Below are 18,772 nucleotides of genomic sequence, written 5' to 3' on the forward strand. Positions count from 1 at the left end.
CCATCATCGCGGTCTATGGGGTCAACGATATGGCACCGTGGGGACACATGTATGTCAATCCTGGTCTAACAGAGCCTTAAATAAAGTTGCGAAGTGACCTTGCAGCTCGCGCGTCACCACATACTCGCTAAGCTCTTGCCTAATTGACTCGTCTTTCTCATCGTCAGCGACAACAACACCATTAATGGAACGGTTGATGTCCTTCGCGAAGAGATTGCGAACAGTTGTGTTATCCATTGTAAACTCCTTAAAGCTGGAGAACGGCAGTCAACAAAGCGGGCGGAAAGTCGCACTTAAGAGATATCGATTGCGCGATAGTAATTCTCTGCTGCAAGCCTGTTAAACAAGGTGACAGATGAACCGTTAAAGGTGCCGGGGTAAGCCGCAATAACGGGGACATCAGAAAAGTCAGACTGCATTGAATCGAACAGGTTATGGACTCTCAAAAAGGGGTAAACCTCACCAACCCCAACGAGCAAAATCGCATCGCCCGGTACATGTGGTTGCGTCAGGTCCAAAACCACATCGGAGACAACATCAGGCTGGCAATAATCAACCACGTCATCGAGCACTGCCTTTGAGCCAAAATCAGTTTCTTGCTCTTGCATGGCTTCAAGAACATCGAGGTCATCAAGAATCGCCAGCACAACGTCATAGAGGTTTACGACCTTGAGCGCACAGGGGAGCTTGCCAGCCGCGGAGTCATGCACCAGGGTGTCAAATAACGCGCGGGCCTCAAACTCGAGCGCCGGGTCGTAGCAGAAGGTATGAAATCCAATCTCGTTGCCGATGCCTTTGTTGGAGAGAAAATCCTCGTTGCTCAGACATGCGCAGAGGAGCTGAGAGCGCCGCTCGAACTCCTGGCGGGCGCGTTTGGCATGGGAATGGGCTGCCACGACGCGGTCGCGGGAGCGGATACCGATGTTGGCGGTGATGTCGGTCGCCGGAGTTATCGCGGGACCGTCGGCGGTGCTGATGTGCGCCATGCTAGATTACCGCCCTTCCTGTAAGGGCAACGACAAGCGACTGTTCGCCAAGCTGCAGAAGGGCATGCTCAATATCGGGGTCAAGGAAGAGCGCAGACAGGCGCTCGGACTCCGGGCCCTGGCCCTCGCCGATAAGGCCGGCATGGCGGAGCGTCTGGCGGAGCGAGCCCTTAATGCGCTTGACCGTGGCCTCAGTCCAGCGGGCCGCGTCCGGATACTCCGTGGTAAAACGTGTCATAAAGGCGTTGATGTCAACCGCCGTAAAGGCATAATCGAAGTTTTGTAGGCGCTCCCCTACCTCGACGAGCACGAGCTCGCGCACGATATCGTAGCGGCAGATCATGCTGTAGAAGATGGCCTGGTCCGCCTGCGTGGGAGTGCCGGATGCCATGAGCCTGGTTAGGGATGACGCAGCCTCGACGGCGGTTTTGGGGTCGATGCCGCGCGCGGCGCATACGGCGTCCGTGGGCACCATGGCGTCAAGGCGGCGAAGGCACACGGTTGCGCGGTTGGCGACCATGCGCTCCGTGGGATATTGAAAGAGGTTCTCACTCTTTACGCGTACAATGACCTGCTCGTCGCTTGCGCCCTGCATACGAAGGGCAGCGACGATGCGCATCTCATGCGGGAGGAATTGCTCGCGGGTGAGCACCCCCCCCCGAACGCTTTTTGTGGTTACATCCACAGTACACGCTCCAAGGGTGTCAAAGGCTGTCACAAGTGCGCCGCAACCCGGCAGGCAGGCGCGGCGCACATGACAATAATCATACCTGTTGGTAAAAAAGTTACCACGCCCAGAGTGTCAAATGTTGAGCAACAAAATTTAATCCGGTTAACGGTCATTTTCGCAGCTTAGAAACTTTAACGAGGTCGCCCCAAATCACACTTGCCAGACAACCGCGCTTACGAATGCAGGCACGCACGCGCCCAACGCCACCCTCCGCTACACTCAACATAGAGTTATACATATGATTCTATGTAAGGAGTTTCATATGCCTGTCGTAAAGCCTATTTCAGATCTGCAACGCAACTTTGGTTCCATAGCAGATAGCTGCCACCAAACCAAAGAGCCCGTCTACCTAACCAAAAACGGGTCGGCATCGCTTGTCGTCATGGATGCCGAGGCCTATGACGAGCAGACGCGCGCACTAACCGCCATTCAGGAACGCGAGGATCGCATTCAGCAATCCATCGCCCGCGGCTACGATGACCTCGTAAAAGACCGTGTGCGCCCCTGGAAACAAGCGAAGGCCGAGGCGGATCGGATGCGAGCCATCAGGTAAGGTCGCCCCTCCCCCATGTAACCATCCTGTAAATCATAGCGGCGCACTCGAGTTTTACCGTGATGCGGTCGCGCCTGGCGCTCCACTGTGCTAAAGTATCCCGAACGTTCAAACGACTACGAGGGGGAACTAGAAGATGGCACGTGTGCACAACTTCTCAGCTGGCCCGGCCGCGCTGCCTACAAGCGTGCTCGCCGAGATCGCCGACGAGATGATGGACTACCGCGGTTGCGGCATGTCCGTGCTCGAGATGAGCCATCGATCTAGCATGTACCAGCAGATCATCGATGACGCCGAGGCAACCCTGCGTCGCCTGCTGAGCATCCCCGACAACTACCGTGTCCTGTTTTTGCAGGGCGGCGCCACGTTGCAGTTTGCGGGCATCCCCATGAACCTCATGCGCCGCGGCCGCGCCGGCTACGTCGTGACCGGCAACTTTGCCAACAAGGCGTACAAAGAGGCCGCCAAGTACGGCGAGGCCGTGCTGCTCGCGTGCTCCGAGGACACCAACTTCGACCGCATTCCCGACATGGCCGACATCAGCGCGCGCATTGCCGCCGAGGCTGCGGACGACGGGCTCGACTACGTCTACATCTGCCAGAACAACACCATCTTTGGCACCATGTTCCACCAGCTGCCCGATTGCGGCGACGTGCCGCTGGTCGCCGATGTCTCGAGCTGCTTTTTGTCGCAGCCGCTCGACGTCAAGCGCTACGGACTCATCTACGCCGGCGCTCAGAAAAACGCCGGCGCCGCGGGCGTGACCGTGGTTATCGTGCGCGACGACCTGATCGCCGAAGGCCCCGCCTTTGCGCAGACGCCGCAGTACCTGGACCTTAAGACCCAGGCCGCCAAGGGCTCCATGCTCAACACGCCCAACACCTTTGGCATCTATGTGTGCGGCAAGGTGTTCCGTTGGGTTGAGCAGACCGGCGGGCTCGCAGCCATGGCCGAGCGCAACTGGGCCAAGGCCAACCTGCTCTACGACCTGCTCGAGCAAAGCGAGTTGTTCCATGGCACCGCGCAGGAGGACAGCCGCTCCATCGCCAACGTCACCTTCCGCACCGGCGACGCCGACCTCGACGCCGCTTTTGTTGCGGGCGCGGCAGAGCACCAGATCCAAAACGTCAAAGGCCATCGCCTCGTCGGCGGCATGCGCGCCAGCGTGTACAACGCCGTCACCATGGAGGACGTACAGGCGCTGGCCACGTACATGAAGGACTTCGAAGCGCAGCATAGTTTGAGTCCGCGATCTAACTAGCCCGCAACACGCGGGCCGACCAGCCACTTCAAACCACCCTGTTTAGATCAAAACCTGCTAAGGAGTTTTTCATGCGCAAGATTAAGACCATCGACGACATCACCAAGGACGGCAAAGTCGAGTTTGGCGAGGGCTACGAATTTGTGAGCACCGCCGAAGAGGCCGACGCGATCCTGATGCGCTCGACCGACCTGCACGGCTACGAGCTGCCCGAGGGCATCCGCGCCATCGCCCGCTGCGGTGCCGGCGTCAACAACATCCCCGTCGAGGAGTACGCCAAGAAGGGCGTCGTCGTCTTTAACTCCCCCGGCGCCAACAGCAACGCCGTCAAGGAGCTCGTCCTGGGCATGCTGGTGCTTTCGAGCCGCGGCGTAGTGCAGTCGATGAACTGGGTGCGTGACAACGCCGACGACCCCGAGATCCAGGTCGATGCCGAGAAGGCCAAGAAGGCCTTTGTGGGCCGCGAGCTCAAGGGCAAGCGCATCGGCGTCATCGGCCTGGGCAACGTGGGCTCCAAGGTCGCCAACGCCTGCGTCGATCTGGGCATGGACGTCTACGGCTACGATCCGTTCATTTCCGTTGAGCACGCGTGGGTGCTGAGCCGCGAGGTGCAGCGCGTGGGCACGCTCGAGGATCTGTGCCGCGGCTGCGACTACCTCACCGTGCACGTGCCCAGCAAGGCAGACACCATCGGCATGATCAGCACCGAGCAGATTAACCTGCTGGCATCCGACGCCGTGCTCATCAACTACGCGCGCGAAACCATCATTGACGAGGACGCCGTCGACGCTGCCCTGCGCGAGGGCAAGCTGAGCTGGTTTAGCTGCGACTTTGCCACGCCCAAGACCGTCAAGATGCCCAACACGTTTATCACCACGCACTCGGGCGCCGGCACCGGCGAGGCCGAGGCCAACTGCGCCGACATGGCCATCAGCGAGCTCAAGGATTACCTGGAGAACGGTAACATCGCACACAGCGTCAACTACCCCGCCTGCAGCATGGGCAAGGCGCGCGCCGCGAGCCGCATCGCCTGCCTGCACGCCAACGTGCCCAACATGATCGGCCAGATCACGGCCATTCTCGCCAAGGACAACGCCAACGTGCAGCGTATGACCAACGAGTCCGCTGGCGAGAACGCCTACACCATGTTCGACACGGACGAGCACCTGGACAGCAGCACCATCGAGGCGCTCAAGCAGATTCCGTCGATGTATCGCGTGCGCGTGATCAAATAGCGACGGCACCAAGCCTGCCAGGAAGACCATGAAGCCCATTCGGCCCCCGTTTTCACGAAACGGGGGCCTTTTTCGTTGCTCCGGCCGGTTTTGAAAATGCTACCCAGAACAAGTTTTTTCGGATAATAGACAGTCATACCCAAATCACCGAGCACACCTGCTTTGATAAACAGCTTTATCAGGGGCTTTAGCAGGTAAAAATCGATCTCTATATACCACATTCAAGTTGACTGTCGATTTTCCGAAACAACTTGTTCTGGATAGCAATTTTATAACCCTTCCAAGGCGAAACTGAAGCCTTTTTCGCGCCCAAAACTCTAGTTCGCGCGACCGCTTTCCACCTGCACGACTACATTCCCGCCCAATCGATAAAAATCTCCTCACGAAGCCGCCGTTCGAGCTCCTGCTGCCGCGGTGTCTTGTCTTTCAACGGCGCATCGAGATAGGACATGATGAGTTCCATCACCACGCGGAAGGCATCGGGGTCGGCCAGCTGACCATAGGTCATCAAAACGACGGGATATCCCATCGCTTGCAGTGCCGTCGTTCGGTCGGAGTCCGAGATCTTGGATTCTATGGATCCGTGTATGGCTTTACCCTGGCATTCAACAAGGCACTCTCGGCTGCCGTCCTTATTTGCCAGCAGGATATCGGCATAGCGCCTATCAAGCCCCGAAATCAGGCGGGCGCTGCGCGTCATACGAATCTCGACGTTATTGGTAAGGCGCAGCCCTTCGCCGCCGCGCAACCTCGAAAGGCCAAACAGCATCGAAGCCTGGACCTCGAGCGGCGATGCTGCCATCCCCGTAATGCATTTCGCGGCTCGTATGAACGATTTAGCGCCGCGGAGCCCCCGGATCTTATTGGCGAACTCCGTTAGTTCAGAGATCTCGATCAAGGGCGATCGTTTCCACAAGTCCGTTGGATTCCCCGAGGCATCCTTTACGTTTTCCCAGCCCAACTGTGCGTCACCCCACTGGTCCCCATAAGCCTGCACAAGTGCCGACTTTACCTGAGGCGCAATCTTGCACACGGCAAAGGTGCCGCACACCTCATACATGCACATGATCAGGCGCTCGTTTGAGACCGAGGAAGCTAGGGTCAACAGGGTAAAGAGCGGGGACGCGACATCGAGGCCAAACTCTGTCTGCCGCACGGAATCAAACGGCCTCTCCCCGTTCCAAACATGCCTGACAATGCGATCGCCCTTACGCCCGCAGCCGCCCTGCGCCAACACGTGTAACGGGGTGCCCAGGAAATGCTTGACGAGCGGGTGCTCACAAAGATGCTCCCTGCGCGGATCGTCTACAGAATCGGGCAGGTCCGGCATTATCGCCAAGACCTGTGGAGGTATCCGGTGATACCGAAAGGCAGATATGTCGCACAGCATGTCATCCATAAAGGCTACGTACCCACCGCGCCGTTTGTGAACCCGCTCGGACGGCAAACGCGCTGGCTCGGCCTGCGAACGGTAAATACTGCTGCGCGCACGCCGCGGATCTCTCAGGAGGCTTACAATCGGTTTGGAAAGCAGACTGATTGTGAGGTTGCATATGGTTGACGAGGACCTTGCCTGGCGGCTTGCGCAGGAGCTTGTGCGGATCGACAGCTCAGACCCGGGCGCGTATGAGGATGAAATTGAGCGATATATCAAAGCGCTGGTTGAGAAACGGCTGGCACGGTTGAACCACCCGACACTCGATGCCATACGGGTCGAGGAGCTCGAGGTGCTCCCCGGACGCCGCAACCTTATGGTCACCGTGCCCGGTTTGAGCGACGAGCCACGGCTCGTCTACATCTGCCACATGGATACCGTCACCTTGGGAGACGGTTGGGACGCAGGCATTCCCCCGCTCGGAGCAATCGTGCGTGACGATAAACTCTATGGCCGCGGCGCCTGCGATATGAAGGGTGGCCTGGCCTGCGCCATTGCCGCACTGGTCCATACGCTCGAGCGCGTGGCGGCGGATGGCGCGCTGCCCCGCCGCGGCTTTTCGCTCATCTGCTCGGTCGACGAGGAAGACTTTATGCGCGGCTCCGAGGCGGCCATCGACGCCGGCTGGGTCGGCTCGCGCGAATGGGTACTGGACACCGAGCCCACCGATGGACAGATCCAGGTGGCGCACAAGGGACGCACATGGTTCGAGATTGAGATGACCGGCGTGACGGCGCATGCGAGCCAGCCCTGGAAGGGCGCGGATGCCGTCGCCGCCATGACCGAGGTCGTCTGCGCGTTACGCCGCGCGTTCATGGCGCTGCCCGTACACGATGAGCTGGGGCCATCGACCATCACGTTTGGACAGATCGAGGGTGGCTACCGTCCCTATGTCGTGCCCGATCACGCCAAGGTCTGGGTCGATATGCGCCTGACCCCGCCGACCGATACGGCCACCGTGACGCGCATGGTAGAGCAGGCCATCGCCGTCGCCGAGGCCGCGGTCCCCGGCTGCCATGGCAGCTATACCGTGACAGGCGACCGCCCCGCCATCGAGCGCGACCCGAACTCTCCCCTTCTAGCTGCACTCAAGCACGCGGCAGACGACACGACGGACGCGGACACGACCGTCGGCTTCTTTACCGGCTACACCGACACCGCTGTCATTGCCGGCAAGACAGGTAACCGAAATTGCATGAGCTACGGCCCCGGCTCGCTCGCGCTCGCGCACAAGCCCAACGAGCATGTGCCCCGCGCCGATATCGTTCGTTGTCAGCAGGTGCTCATCGCGCTCGCCGATAACGTGCTCTGGGACGCAAGCGGCCAAGTTGGGGCATAATAAGCCGCGAACAAACCGACTCACACGTTAGGACCGCCCATGAAAGCACTTCCGTTTCCCTGCATCCGACCGGCTCAGGACCGCGTGCTCGAAGCGCTGCCTGCGATGGGCGGTATCCTGAGCGGCAACGACGCCCTGCGCGGCGCCATCGCCGACGGCCTGATGCTCAAGGATCCAGGCGCGGCGTATTACGTGTACGAATGCTCAGGAGAGCCGGGGCGCGCGACGGGCGTCGTGGCGATTTGCCCGATTAACGTGCTGACGGGCAGCGATGAGGCTGCCGCCGAAAACGTCGACGCGCTCGCCGCCGCGCGCGCAATCGCCGAGCTCAAGGTACAGCCGCGCCCCGTGTCGCTCGCCTACGAGGCCTCACCCGTCATGGATATCATCCTCGGCGCCGCCAAAGAGGGCGCTTCGCTCTATGCCGTCACCGACCCCGCCGGCATTACACACCGTGTGTGGGAGGTCAAGCGCGAGGACGCCGTCGGGGCCATCCGCGCCATGCTCGACCAAGCACCGGAGCCGGCACTGGCCGACGACCCCGCCTACGCTGCCGCACTAGTAGGGGCGTCGCAGCTGCTGGCCGATGAGGCCCGTGCCGCCGGAACGTACACCGGCAAGGAGCCGTTCAACTTTACCGCTGCCGCGTTATTCCCCGTCGCGCAGGTCGCCGGCACCGCGCCGCAGATCCCGACGGGTCTGCTCACCCACCAAATCGCGCGGTTCTAACAGAGTCTAAACGCCCAGCACAAAGACTCGATAGCTCAACAAACAAGGGGCGGGGATACATGCGCATGCATCCCCGCCCCTTTCACATCAGGCAATGATGTCGGCGATCCACATCGCCACGCCCGCGCTATCCGCGCTGCGGGCCTGCTGCCGCCACGAGCGGCTCAAGCCCCAGCTCGCGCGCGTAGTCTTCCTGCGTAAAGATCTCAACCAGTTCAAACGTATCCGTCGCATCATCAAACGCAAAGTGCAACACCGAGCAATTGCCCGGAACACGGTCGCGCTCGTCTGCCGCCGCGCCCTTCACGTAATCCATAAACTCCTTGATAGCCGAGCCATGGCTTACCGCGAGCACGCACATATGGTCCGGACGCCGCATAAGCTCGGCCAACGTCGCCACCATGCGCTCGCGCACCTGCATCTGGCCCTCGCCGCCAAACTGGCAATAGAAGTCGCGCCACGGGCGCTCGGGCATGAGCATCACGCGCTCGGCCTCAAAGTCGCCAAAGAACCACTCACGCAGGCCGTCCAGGCGCTCGTACGCCAAGCCCGGCCACAAGTTGGCGATAGTCTGCTCGGTGCGATGAAGTGTGGAGGTGTAGGCGTGGTCGGGTTCAACGCCGCGCGCACGCAAGAACATGCCGGCACGCGCCGCCTGGTCGCATCCCAGCTGCGTAAGCGGCGAGTCACTCCAGCCCTGAATAATGCGTTTGAGGTTAAATATCGTCTGTCCATGACGGACCAGATACAGCTCTTTATTCATAGGGGGTCCTTTCGTTTGTTACCAACCCAAGAGCGAAAACGCCCCGTCGAAATAGCCAAAATGAAGCACGGCACCGTTGTCGGGTTGCTCTCCCCCGCCAGTCACGCATCTAAGAAACTCCTGGCAGGCTGAGCCGTGGGAGACGGCCAGCACGCAGTTGTGCTGCGGTCGGGCCATGATACGGGACAGCGCCGCGACCATGCGTGCGCGAAGCTCACTTTCCGACTCGCCACCAAAGGCAACCGGATAATCGCCCCAGGGTTGCGCCGGCATCTCACGGTTTGATGTGCCCTCCAACGAACCCAAATGCCACTCGCGCAGTTCATCGACCAGCTCTATGGAACGACCCTCGCCAACGATAAGCTCGGCCGTACACCGCGCCCGTCCCAACGGAGACGAATACACATGGTCAAAGGTCACGCCGCGGTCCTCGAACGCCGCACGCGTCGCCAGCGCTTGCTCGCGCCCGCGCGCCGTAAGCGGCGAATCGTGCCAGCCCTGCAAAATGTTCTTCACATTGAGCTCGGTCTGCCCATGCCGCACCAAATACAGATCGGCCACACGCCCTCCCCTCGCACCACCACGAAGGAGACGGACGCCTTTGTGGTGGTTTTGCCGCCGGCTCGCGCCGCAACGACGCTCAACTACACCAGTACGTCGGCAAGCGGACGCTTGGGCACGTGATGCATCTGCACCTCATCGCGCCAGTAATTGATAGAGCCATCCGGGTTGGAGTCGATCGCGTCGATCACCTGCGTCTCGGCCGGAACGCCAAACGCCATAATCAGCTTGAGCTCATACTTGTCGTTATCGAGCCCCATGGCATCGATCGCGTGGGGCGTAAAGGCCTTGAACATGCAGGCTGCCACCTCGGGCGTGGCGCTGCGAGCGGCGAGCATCATCGTCTGAGCGGCAATGCCGGTGTCGACCTCGGTGATGGGCGCGGCGGGCTTACCCGGAACAGCGCGCTCGGCAAGAATCGCGATGTAGCCGGTCGGGCGCTCGCCCTCATCGGGACCCGGCCAGTCCTTAAGCGCGCCGGCCCACGCGAGCTCATCAAATACGCGCGCGCAGTCCTCGGCACCGCTCACCACATGAAAGCGCAGGCGCTGAGCGTTGGCGCCGCAAGGGGCCAGGTGTGCCAGCTCCGCCAGCTCGAGCAAAAACTCGCGCGGTACGCGCATGGACTCGTCAAATCGGCGGCACGTGCGGGCGCGGCGGACCAGCGTGTCAAACGTGTCCAGGCCAAGCTTTTCGCAACCCTGCTTTGCCATCGACTCGGCGCTTACCGGCGCTGCGGGAACTGTTTCGTTCATAGGACCCCCCAATAAAAGCCAATTGTCCTTAAGAAAATCTAACCTAAAACGTAGGCAATAACGAACAGAGCCGCAATGTTCTACATCTGTTGAATATCCCACATCCAAACGGGAACAAAGATAACAATTCGGGAAGGTGAGGCTCCCGTTCGCCCTTTCCGCCCCACGCGACGGCGCCCTTGGGCGATACTGGTTGTAAGAGCTACGGCTTACGCCGCACAGAAAGGAGACATCATGGGCATCTTTAAGAACGATGACAAGCAATCGAGCGCGTTTGGATTTGACGAGAAAAGCATGGCAGGCAAGGCTGTCAAGGCCGTGCGCTGGATTTACGCCATCACGGGCGTCTTGGCACTCGTCGCCGGCATCGCACTGCTGTTTGCGCCCGCCAAGTCCCTCGTCTTCCTAACGACCGTCTTGGGCTTCTACTTTGTGATCACGGCCGCAATCAGGCTGTTTACCGCTGTTTTCGAGCCGCTGCTGCCCACCGGCTGGCGCGTTACGAGCATCATCTCCAACTTGCTCATCATTCTGGGCGGCGTCATAATCCTGCGCAACCAGGCCTTCTCGACCGCGACGCTCACCACGCTTGTAGTGGTCGTCGCCGGCTTTGGCTGGATCGTCGAAGGTGTCATGTCCATTCTGGAGTCCGAGCTTTCGTCCAACCGCGCCCTCGCCATCCTGAGCGGCGCGCTCTCCATCATCGCGGGCATGTTCGTGTTTATCTATCCGCTGTGGTCGGCCAAGATGCTCGTCATCTTTAGCGGCGCGGCGCTGCTGGTGTTTGGCGTGACGCTCATTGTTCGCGCCATTCAGTTTGGCAAACTGGTGCACTAGATGCCAAAGACGCTTTTTATTGATGCCGACGCCTGCCCGGTCACGCGCGAGTCAATCGACTGCGCGCGGAGGGCGGGCGTCGCCGTCGTTATCACCGGCAACAGCACGCAGAACCTGGAACGCCACATTCGCCGCGACGATCCGCGCGACGCCGAGCACGCTCGACGCGGCTTTTGGGTCACGACGCTCGATGTGAGCGTGGGCGCCGATAGCGCCGACTTTGCCATTATCGAGCGCCTGCAGGCTGGCGACGTGGTCGTGACGCAGGACATTGGCCTGGCGAGCATGGTGCTCGGACGCGATGCCGCCGCTATCGGCGTGCGCGGGCGTGTCTACGATAAGGCGACCATCGACATGCAACTGTTTATTCGCCACGAGGAAAAGAAGGTGCGTCGCGCTGGCGGTCGCACCCGCGGGCCGGCAGCCTTCACCAGCGAGGACCGAGCCCGCTTTAAACGCAACCTCACCGAGCTGTTACGCTAAACAAGGTAGATTTTGGGCTTAGAGCCCGAAGGCGGAGAGAACGAGTCCCCAACCGGCGCCGATGACGTACATCATGACCAGAAACAGGGCGTTTTCGCGGGCACTGCGGTTGGTGCGGAACAGCACCAGGTAGCCCACGCCGGCAGAGATGAGCGTGCCGGCGAGCATCGGGGCCAGCTGCAGCGCACCTTCGAGGTACAACTGCGTAATAACGACGCTGGCCGAGCAGTTGGGGATCAGACCGACAAGTGCCGAGCCCAGGACGGCGAGTGTCTCATTGCCGCGCAGGAACTGCTCGATTGCGGACTCGCCAAAGGTCTCAAGGACGGCGACCAGAATTAGCGTCACCAGGAAAATGAATACCGACACCTGCACGGTGTGCGAGATTGCGCTGCGGATAATCGACACGACGGGCGCGCCTTCGTGTAAGTGGGAGTGATCGTGGCCGTGGTGGTGTTCATGCTCGCCCCCATGACCGTGATCGTGGCCGTGTCCGTGGTCGGGTTCGCCCTCGTCTTCATCGCAGCCGCAATGGTCGCGCTCACACAGCTCGTGGAGGTGATCGGCGCTCACGCCCGCCTCGGCCACCTCGTCAATGATGTCGCCACCGCTGTGGTCATCGTGCGCGCAGTTCACGTGGGCCGGATTGACCGCGGTCCCCAGCACGGTGCGACGAATCGCCGTATGCGCGCGGACGTTGCGGCGCAACCCGCGAACGGCGGCGTCCACGATAAAGCCCGTGACCAGCGCGATCAGCGCCTTCGAAGCCAAAAGCATCGCCATGGTCTGTACGGGAACTTGCTCGGCAAGCAACAACGGCAGCATCTCGTCTGAGGTCGAGAGGAAAACTGCAACCAGCGTGCCCAGCGTCACGACACGGCCGGCGTACAGTGTTGCTGCCATGGCCGAAAACCCGCACTGTGGCACCATGCCCAGCAACGATCCGACAACCGGACCCGCGGCGCCGGCGCGCTTGATAGCGCCGTTGACGCGGCCGCCCGCAACGTGCTCAAGGGTTTCAAGAGCCAAATACGTCACCAACAAAAACGGCACCAGGGACAGCGTGTCCTTGCCGGCGTCGAGCAGAATATCAATCAGCAAATCCATGACGGATGGAACCTTTCGTGTCTTTCGGCAGCATTGTAAAAGTCCTAGCGGTCAACTAGGGTATTGTAGTTGTCCCGGGCGCGGTGCCAATAGTTGCCCATGGTAAACTATCATCTCGCCACAACTCAGTAACCCCGAGCCGCGCGACGCGGCCCGTCCAAGGAGCAGCATATGAATGTTTCGCAAGCACTCGAATACGAGCGCCAGCCGTTTATCCCCATGTTTATCTACGGCGACCACGGCGCCATGGAGTCCGAGCGCCAGAAGGGCGAGGAGGCCCTCAAAGTGCTCGAGACCGAGTACTTTACCGCCGAGGGCGACCCTGGCTTCGACTTTGCCACCGTGCGCGACCTGGCCGACCGCAACCGCGACCTGTGCGACCAGATCGGCGAGGCGCGCCTGCGCAACGTGACGCCCGCGACGCTCTCGCGCGGCCTGTCCGACGCCGACACCTGCGCCGCCATCGGGAAGATGCAAAAGCGCACCGCCGCGTCCGTTATGCGCGAGATCCGCGGTGACCGCGACGCACTCGGCGTGGCCTATGCCCGCAAGCCCATCCAAGGCACGGTGCTGGGCATCGACATCGAGACCACCGGTCGCGCGCCCGAGCGCGGCTACATCATCAACGTGGGCTGGGAGATCATGGATCTCACCAGCGACGCCGTGCCGCATGACGCCGAGGCGCACTACTGCGGTCTGCCCGACATCTACCACGGCGAGGATGTGCCGCTATCGAACATCCATCACATCACCTGGGACGACATCGACGGCAAAAAACCGTTCCGCGAGAACAAGGAGCTGCAGAAGCAGTTGCTCAAGCTCATGAAGAAGTATCCCTATATGGCGCACAATGCCGCCTTCGAGGACAGCTGGTTCAAAATTCATCTGGACGGTTACGCCGAGGCACGCCGTGCAGGCAAGATCATCGTCATCGACTCGCGCCAGATCTGCCGCAGCCTGGACGCCGACGTGCGCTCGCTCCCCCGCGAATCCGCGCCCGCTGCGCTCGAGAACTGGGCGCGCCGCCGTGGAACCCTCGCCGCCGACGCCAACGAGCAGCACCTGGGCCTCGACGACACCGACCTCATGCTCCGTACCGTCCAGGCCGAGTTCAACCTCAAGAACCTGTTTGCGAAGTAGAAACGTCTGCGACAAACCACGGCGTAGATCACGAGCGGCCTCGCAGCGGGAAACCTCGCGGCGGGGCCGCCCTACGTTCCACAAGCAGGCCCGCTCTTCACAAATTCTGAACCCTATTTTTTTAACTATTTCGGCACTTTCCCGACACGTGATTTGTGTTCGGATGGCGATACATCGATACCAAATGTGCAGCAATTGAGTATTTCTATGCTATAGCCGAGCTGCGAAAACATTTATTTAGGGCGTATCAACCCATAATCGCGTCAAGCTTTTGGACAGCATTTGGTTAGACCGCTAAAACGGCTTTCCCACTCAGCGCCATCAACGCGGCATTAGCTGACACGATATATGCCATGAGTATCGTATTGTCACATACCACTGCAAAAGCGGTCTACCAGGCCGCGCATTCGGTGTCTGCGAAAGACATCGAGTCCTGCAGCTCTGCCGCAATTTACGAATCATGCCCCAGCGGAGCACTCCTCGACGCAGCCGCAGAATGGCTCGCCAAACATGATGTTGCCCGCGACGCAAACGATCCCCTCGAGGTAATGGTGTTTGATCGCAGGAACGCGCGCTACGCGATGAACTGTCAATGCCACGTTTCGTCAAAGCGATTCTCAAACTCACGCTTTATAGAGCTCGGAGAAGGCATCTTCGTTGTTGGTGTTGAGCTTTGTGCACTTCAGGCCGCCACCTATCTTTCTTTTCGCGAACTGGTGGAGTACTACTTTGAACTGTGCGGCGCTTATTCCCTAGGAACCGGCTCTTCAACCTCCTATACCGAGCGTTTCGCGCTTACCTCGACCGAGAGGCTAAAGCAGTTCTTTAATTCCATTACCAGATGCGACGGTTTGGCCCTTGCCCGAAAGGCGATTCAATGTGTACGCGATGGATGCCGATCTCCCATGGAAACGGCCTTTGCCATGATGCTTACGTTGCCCAAAAGCGAAGGAGGGCTTGGCATTAAAGGAATTGAGACCGACTACGAGGTGAAGGTCACCGCCGCCGCAAAAAATCTCACGAGGCGCAAAAAGTTCTTTATGGATGCATATCTGAAGAAATCTCGAACAGATATTGAATATAACGGTTTTTATCACGACGCGGAAGAAGACCGCGCCATCGACGAAGAACGCAAGAACGCACTTGCGTCCATGGGGTACGGAATCATCACCGTCAGCCGTTATTCCTTTATGCATGCCAGCTCTTTCGTTAGGGTCATGGAGGCAATCCAACGAAAAGAAGGTATACGCCCCTCGCGTCTGCCAAAAGACTTTCAAATCATGCAAGAAGACCTGAGACTGTTTGTGCTCAGAAGGTTTATTGAGGAGAAGAAGCGAATCCAGGAGGAGCTTCGCCAGGATTCCGAAGAGCGTCAACGAATCGACCTCGAAAAAGCAATGCTCGAAGGCATCACATTGGATGATCCGACGATTAACGAGGCTCCGGCAATCGATGACATGCAGACTGTCGGACCCGACAGCCCATCACTCAACCAAACAAGCAGCTTCACGCCCGAGGGCAGGGTCTTCGGGGCCGGAAACTAGGCTGACCAACAAGGTGGGTACCCTAGCGACGTGCAAAATTGCGAGTATTCAGCAAAGCCGGGTGTCCATCACCCTCGAGTGGATCCAAAAGTGAAGCGAAATCACTCTTGCGTGAGAACGTTAGGCAACATTTGAGGAAGAACTCATCGGTTTACCACCCTAAGATAACTCTTTAGCTGCATTATTTGGCCTGCGATAAATTAGCAGACCCCCTATCGTTGCAGAATACTCCAATTTTTGCACGGCGCAGGGGCACCCACCCCGGCATCACCTATCAAAACCGCTTGGTCCGGGATCTCGTCCGCTTTTCCTCATCATTTTGTACGACGGATTACCTAAACGATATTGACATATGAACATGCGCTCATATAATCGGAAATAAGTTATATGAGCGCATGTTCATATGAAAGGATATTGCAATGAGCGACCACACTGATGAAACGAAAACCGACATCGAGACCACCGAGCCGATCGTCCCCACCACCTGCTCGCCCGAGGACCTTCCCGACGAGGAACTTCTCTACGACCTCGCCGACCTGTTTAAGGTCTTCAGCGATACCACGCGCATCAAGATTCTCTATGCCCTCATGGGCCGCGAGCTGTGCGTGGCAGACATCGCCGAGGCGACCGAAACCTCGCAGTCGGCAGTATCGCACCAGCTGCGCACGCTTAAGCAGTCGCACCTGGTCAAGTTCCGCCGCGACGGCCGCAACATCCTCTACTCGCTTGCCGACGATCACGTCTACACCATGCTCAACCAGGGCATGAGCCATATCTGCGAATAGCAACCAACCACGGTACCAGCGCGGCCTGCACCCAAGCCGCAAAACAGGGAAAGGAACCCACCATGAAAAAGCAGTTTAAGCTCGACGAGATCGACTGCGCCAACTGCGCGCGCGAGCTTCAGGACGAGCTGGCCAAGCTCGAGGGCGTCAAATCCGTGTCCGTCAACTTTATGACTCAGAAGCTGACGCTCGAGGCCGATGACACCGAGTTCGACGAGGTGCTCAACCGCGTCGTGGAGTTTACGGCCGACGCCGAGCCGGACTGCGAGATCATTCTCTAGCCCAGGTTTACGCCAGCCTGCAAGGCCGCGCTTGCCGCGGCCTTTGCTCGCGAAATTATATGAGCGAGTGTTCATACATTCAATTGGGAGGATACGAGTCATGGCCACTGCCGACCCCAAAAAGAAAAAGAAAAAGCGCAAGAAAAAAGAGTCGCTCGAGCATAAGCGCAACCGCATCCTGGTAGCGCTGGGCATTTTTGCCGTGGTGTACGCCCTCGATGAGCTCGGCACCCTCACCGCCGCATTTGGCACCCCGGGCGACATCTACGCCAGCTTTGTGCTGTTCCTCGTGCCGTTTTTGATTGCCGGCTACGACGTACTGCAAAAGGCATTCAATAATATCCGCCGCGGCAAGGCCTTCGACGAGAGCTTCCTTATGGCAGTCGCAACCATCGGCGCGTTTGCCATGGTGCTCTTCCCCGATACAGACCCGCACATGGCCGAAGGCGCCGCTGTCATGCTGTTCTACCAGGTCGGCGAGTTGTTCCAGGCATACGCCGTGGGCAAGAGCCGCAAGTCGATCAGTGCCATGATGGACATCGCGCCCGACTACGCTAACGTCGAGCAAGCCGACGGCGCACTCGAACAGGTCTTTCCCGATGACATCGCCGTCGGCACCGTGATCGTGGTCAAGCCCGGCGAGCGCGTGCCTATCGACGGCGTCATCGTCGAGGGCGAAACCCAGCTCGACACCGCCGCGCTCACGGGCGAGTCAGTCCCCCGCCCCGCCAAGACCGGCGACGATATCATCAGCGGCTGCATCAACATGACGGGCCTCATCCGCGTGCGCACCACCAAGCCCTTTGGCGAGTCCACCGTCGCGCGCGTCCTGGAGCTCGTGGAGAATGCCAGCGAAAAGAAGGCACGCACCGAGAACTTCATCACGCGCTTTGCCCGCGTCTACACCCCCGCCGTCACCGGCGCGGCAGCGGTGCTCGCACTCGGCGGCGGCCTGGTGACTGGCGCTTGGTCCGACTGGATTCTACGCGGCCTGACCTTCCTCGTCGTCAGCTGCCCGTGCGCGCTCGTGATCAGCGTGCCGCTGAGCTTCTTTGGCGGCATCGGCGGCGCTTCCAAGCTAGGTGTTCTCATCAAGGGCTCAAACTACCTCGAGACGCTCGCCGATGTGGACACCGTCGTCTTCGACAAAACGGGCACCCTCACCAACGGAACGTTCTCGGTCGTCGCGGTACACCCCGAGGCAGGCTATACCGAGCAATCGTTGCTCGAGGTCGCAGCCCTCGCCGAGTCATTCTCCGACCACCCCATCGCGCAGTCGGTACGCACTGCCTTCCAGGGCGAGCTCGGCCCCAAGCGCGTGACGGATTCCACTAATGACGCGGGCCACGGCGTGACGGCGACCATCGACGGCAAGCACGTCGTCGTCGGCAACGCCAAGATGCTCGCCGCGGCCGGCATTGAAGCACCGGACTGTGAGGTTGTCGGCACAATCCTCCACGTGCTCGTGAACGGCGTGTATGTCGGCCACATCGTGATTGCAGACACCGTTAAGGCCGATGCCGAGCAGACGGTCCGTGACCTGCACGCCGCTGGCATCAACCGCACCGTCATGCTCACGGGCGACCGCGAGGAAGTGGCTGCTGCGGTGGCCAAGCAGCTCGGCCTCGACGAGTTCCACGCGCAGCTGCTGCCGGGCGACAAGGTCGAGCGTGTTGAAGCGCTGCTCGCGGCCGAAAGCGGCAAGGGCAAGCTCGCCTTTGTCGGCGATGGCATCAACGACGCGCCTGTGCTCACCCGCGCCGATGTGGGCATTGCCATGGGCGCCATGGGATCCGACGCCGCGATTGAGGCCGCCGACGTGGTGCTCATGGATGACAAACCGTCCAACATTTCCCGCGCGATCCGCGTGGCGCGCAAGACCATGTCGATCGTCTGGCAGAACATCATCTTTGCGCTGGGCGTTAAGCTGCTGATTTTGGTGCTGGCAGCGCTGGGCATCGCCAATATGTGGCTTGCCGTCTTTGGCGACGTGGGCGTGGCGATCATCGCCATCCTGAACGCCATGCGCGCGATGGGTGTCAAGAACCTGTAGCGTTCGTGGGCTGTCCGGCCGGGACCGGGCTTGGTTTTGAAAACGTCCTCGCGCATGAGGCCCGTCTTTCCTGCTCCTGCGGAGCAACGGAAAGGCGGGCCTCGCGCTGCGGAGTGTTTTCAAAACCAAGCCCGGTCCCGGCCTGCAGTAACGTTGCTGGCGGTTCTTGGGCATCGCTTGCTGACGGGGTTCCTT

The 18,772-nt window shown here is 59.9% G+C and carries 20 protein-coding genes; 12 read left to right on the forward strand and 8 right to left on the reverse strand.

The window, feature by feature from the left end:
• Window positions 1-54 precede the first annotated feature (54 nt).
• From ACEXKH_RS08765 to ACEXKH_RS08775, 3 genes are read right to left on the reverse strand one after another with little or no spacing between them, the layout of a single operon-like run.
• Window positions 55-237, reverse strand: a complete 183-nt coding sequence (locus ACEXKH_RS08765) for a hypothetical protein (protein WP_373573820.1) — start codon at window positions 235-237, stop codon at window positions 55-57.
• 56 nt (window positions 238-293) lie between these two features.
• On the reverse strand, window positions 294-986 hold the full coding sequence (locus tag ACEXKH_RS08770; RefSeq protein ID WP_373573821.1) for a DUF1788 domain-containing protein: 693 nt from the start codon (window positions 984-986) through the stop codon (window positions 294-296).
• A gap of 1 nt (window position 987) precedes the next feature.
• A complete protein-coding gene (locus ACEXKH_RS08775; protein ID WP_373573822.1) occupies window positions 988-1,638 on the reverse strand; it encodes a DUF1819 family protein in 651 nt (216 codons plus the stop codon).
• Between the two features lie 340 nt (window positions 1,639-1,978).
• Here ACEXKH_RS08775 and ACEXKH_RS08780 point away from each other — a divergent pair, with 340 nt between their 5' ends.
• The 3 genes from ACEXKH_RS08780 to ACEXKH_RS08790 all read left to right on the forward strand — a co-directional run bounded on the left by ACEXKH_RS08780 (window position 1,979) and on the right by ACEXKH_RS08790 (window position 4,765).
• Complete coding sequence (locus ACEXKH_RS08780) at window positions 1,979-2,269, forward strand: type II toxin-antitoxin system Phd/YefM family antitoxin (protein ID WP_373573823.1); 291 nt, start codon at window positions 1,979-1,981, stop codon at window positions 2,267-2,269.
• A gap of 136 nt (window positions 2,270-2,405) precedes the next feature.
• A complete protein-coding gene (gene serC / locus ACEXKH_RS08785) occupies window positions 2,406-3,530 on the forward strand; it encodes a 3-phosphoserine/phosphohydroxythreonine transaminase (protein WP_373573824.1) in 1,125 nt (374 codons plus the stop codon).
• Between the two features lie 71 nt (window positions 3,531-3,601).
• Window positions 3,602-4,765 carry a phosphoglycerate dehydrogenase gene (locus ACEXKH_RS08790; protein WP_373573825.1) on the forward strand — a complete coding sequence of 388 codons (1,164 nt, stop codon included), beginning with the start codon at window positions 3,602-3,604 and terminating at the stop codon, window positions 4,763-4,765.
• 349 nt (window positions 4,766-5,114) lie between these two features.
• On the opposite strand, the gene ACEXKH_RS08795 is transcribed toward ACEXKH_RS08790, so the two are convergent.
• Window positions 5,115-6,164, reverse strand: a complete 1,050-nt coding sequence (locus ACEXKH_RS08795; RefSeq protein WP_373573826.1) for a hypothetical protein — start codon at window positions 6,162-6,164, stop codon at window positions 5,115-5,117.
• Window positions 6,165-6,306: 142 nt separating this feature from the next.
• On the opposite strand from ACEXKH_RS08795, the gene ACEXKH_RS08800 reads away from it, so the two are divergent.
• Both ACEXKH_RS08800 and ACEXKH_RS08805 read left to right on the forward strand, forming a co-directional pair.
• Window positions 6,307-7,539: a M20 family metallopeptidase gene (locus tag ACEXKH_RS08800; RefSeq protein ID WP_373573827.1), complete on the forward strand. Its 1,233-nt coding sequence runs from the start codon at window positions 6,307-6,309 to the stop codon at window positions 7,537-7,539.
• A 39-nt stretch (window positions 7,540-7,578) separates the two neighbouring features.
• A complete protein-coding gene (locus ACEXKH_RS08805; RefSeq protein ID WP_373573828.1) occupies window positions 7,579-8,268 on the forward strand; it encodes a DUF1015 family protein in 690 nt (229 codons plus the stop codon).
• Window positions 8,269-8,395: 127 nt separating this feature from the next.
• Here ACEXKH_RS08805 and ACEXKH_RS08810 read toward each other — a convergent pair whose 3' ends face one another.
• The 3 genes from ACEXKH_RS08810 to ACEXKH_RS08820 form a co-directional block, all read right to left on the reverse strand.
• A complete protein-coding gene (locus tag ACEXKH_RS08810) occupies window positions 8,396-9,031 on the reverse strand; it encodes a histidine phosphatase family protein (RefSeq protein WP_373573829.1) in 636 nt (211 codons plus the stop codon).
• 18 nt (window positions 9,032-9,049) lie between these two features.
• The gene (locus tag ACEXKH_RS08815) at window positions 9,050-9,592 is read right to left on the reverse strand and encodes a histidine phosphatase family protein (RefSeq protein ID WP_373573830.1); all 543 of its coding nucleotides are present in this window, start codon (window positions 9,590-9,592) and stop codon (window positions 9,050-9,052) included.
• An 83-nt stretch (window positions 9,593-9,675) separates the two neighbouring features.
• A complete protein-coding gene (locus tag ACEXKH_RS08820) occupies window positions 9,676-10,347 on the reverse strand; it encodes a nitroreductase family protein (protein WP_373573831.1) in 672 nt (223 codons plus the stop codon).
• 234 nt (window positions 10,348-10,581) lie between these two features.
• Between ACEXKH_RS08820 and ACEXKH_RS08825 the strand changes: the two genes are divergently transcribed.
• Together ACEXKH_RS08825 and ACEXKH_RS08830 are read left to right on the forward strand one after the other, a co-directional pair.
• Entirely contained in the window at window positions 10,582-11,184 is a 603-nt protein-coding gene (locus ACEXKH_RS08825; RefSeq protein ID WP_373573832.1) for an HdeD family acid-resistance protein, read from the forward strand.
• A complete protein-coding gene (locus ACEXKH_RS08830; RefSeq protein ID WP_373573833.1) occupies window positions 11,185-11,667 on the forward strand; it encodes a YaiI/YqxD family protein in 483 nt (160 codons plus the stop codon).
• An 18-nt stretch (window positions 11,668-11,685) separates the two neighbouring features.
• On the opposite strand, the gene ACEXKH_RS08835 is transcribed toward ACEXKH_RS08830, so the two are convergent.
• Window positions 11,686-12,774 carry a putative manganese transporter gene (locus ACEXKH_RS08835; RefSeq protein ID WP_373573834.1) on the reverse strand — a complete coding sequence of 363 codons (1,089 nt, stop codon included), beginning with the start codon at window positions 12,772-12,774 and terminating at the stop codon, window positions 11,686-11,688.
• 171 nt (window positions 12,775-12,945) lie between these two features.
• Between ACEXKH_RS08835 and ACEXKH_RS08840 the strand changes: the two genes are divergently transcribed.
• The 5 genes from ACEXKH_RS08840 (at window position 12,946) to ACEXKH_RS08860 (ending at window position 18,577) form a co-directional block, all read left to right on the forward strand.
• Entirely contained in the window at window positions 12,946-13,914 is a 969-nt protein-coding gene (locus ACEXKH_RS08840; protein WP_373573835.1) for a 3'-5' exonuclease, read from the forward strand.
• Between the two features lie 353 nt (window positions 13,915-14,267).
• Complete coding sequence (locus ACEXKH_RS08845) at window positions 14,268-15,458, forward strand: hypothetical protein (RefSeq protein ID WP_373573836.1); 1,191 nt, start codon at window positions 14,268-14,270, stop codon at window positions 15,456-15,458.
• A 419-nt stretch (window positions 15,459-15,877) separates the two neighbouring features.
• Window positions 15,878-16,243, forward strand: a complete 366-nt coding sequence (locus ACEXKH_RS08850) for an ArsR/SmtB family transcription factor (protein WP_373573837.1) — start codon at window positions 15,878-15,880, stop codon at window positions 16,241-16,243.
• Window positions 16,244-16,305: 62 nt separating this feature from the next.
• A complete protein-coding gene (locus ACEXKH_RS08855) occupies window positions 16,306-16,524 on the forward strand; it encodes a cation transporter (RefSeq protein ID WP_117742982.1) in 219 nt (72 codons plus the stop codon).
• A gap of 100 nt (window positions 16,525-16,624) precedes the next feature.
• Entirely contained in the window at window positions 16,625-18,577 is a 1,953-nt protein-coding gene (locus tag ACEXKH_RS08860; protein ID WP_373573838.1) for a heavy metal translocating P-type ATPase, read from the forward strand.
• Window positions 18,578-18,772 lie beyond the last annotated feature (195 nt).

The sequence above is a fragment of the Collinsella aerofaciens ATCC 25986 genome, from assembly GCF_964259375.1.
Lineage (GTDB): Bacteria > Actinomycetota > Coriobacteriia > Coriobacteriales > Coriobacteriaceae > Collinsella > Collinsella aerofaciens_BO.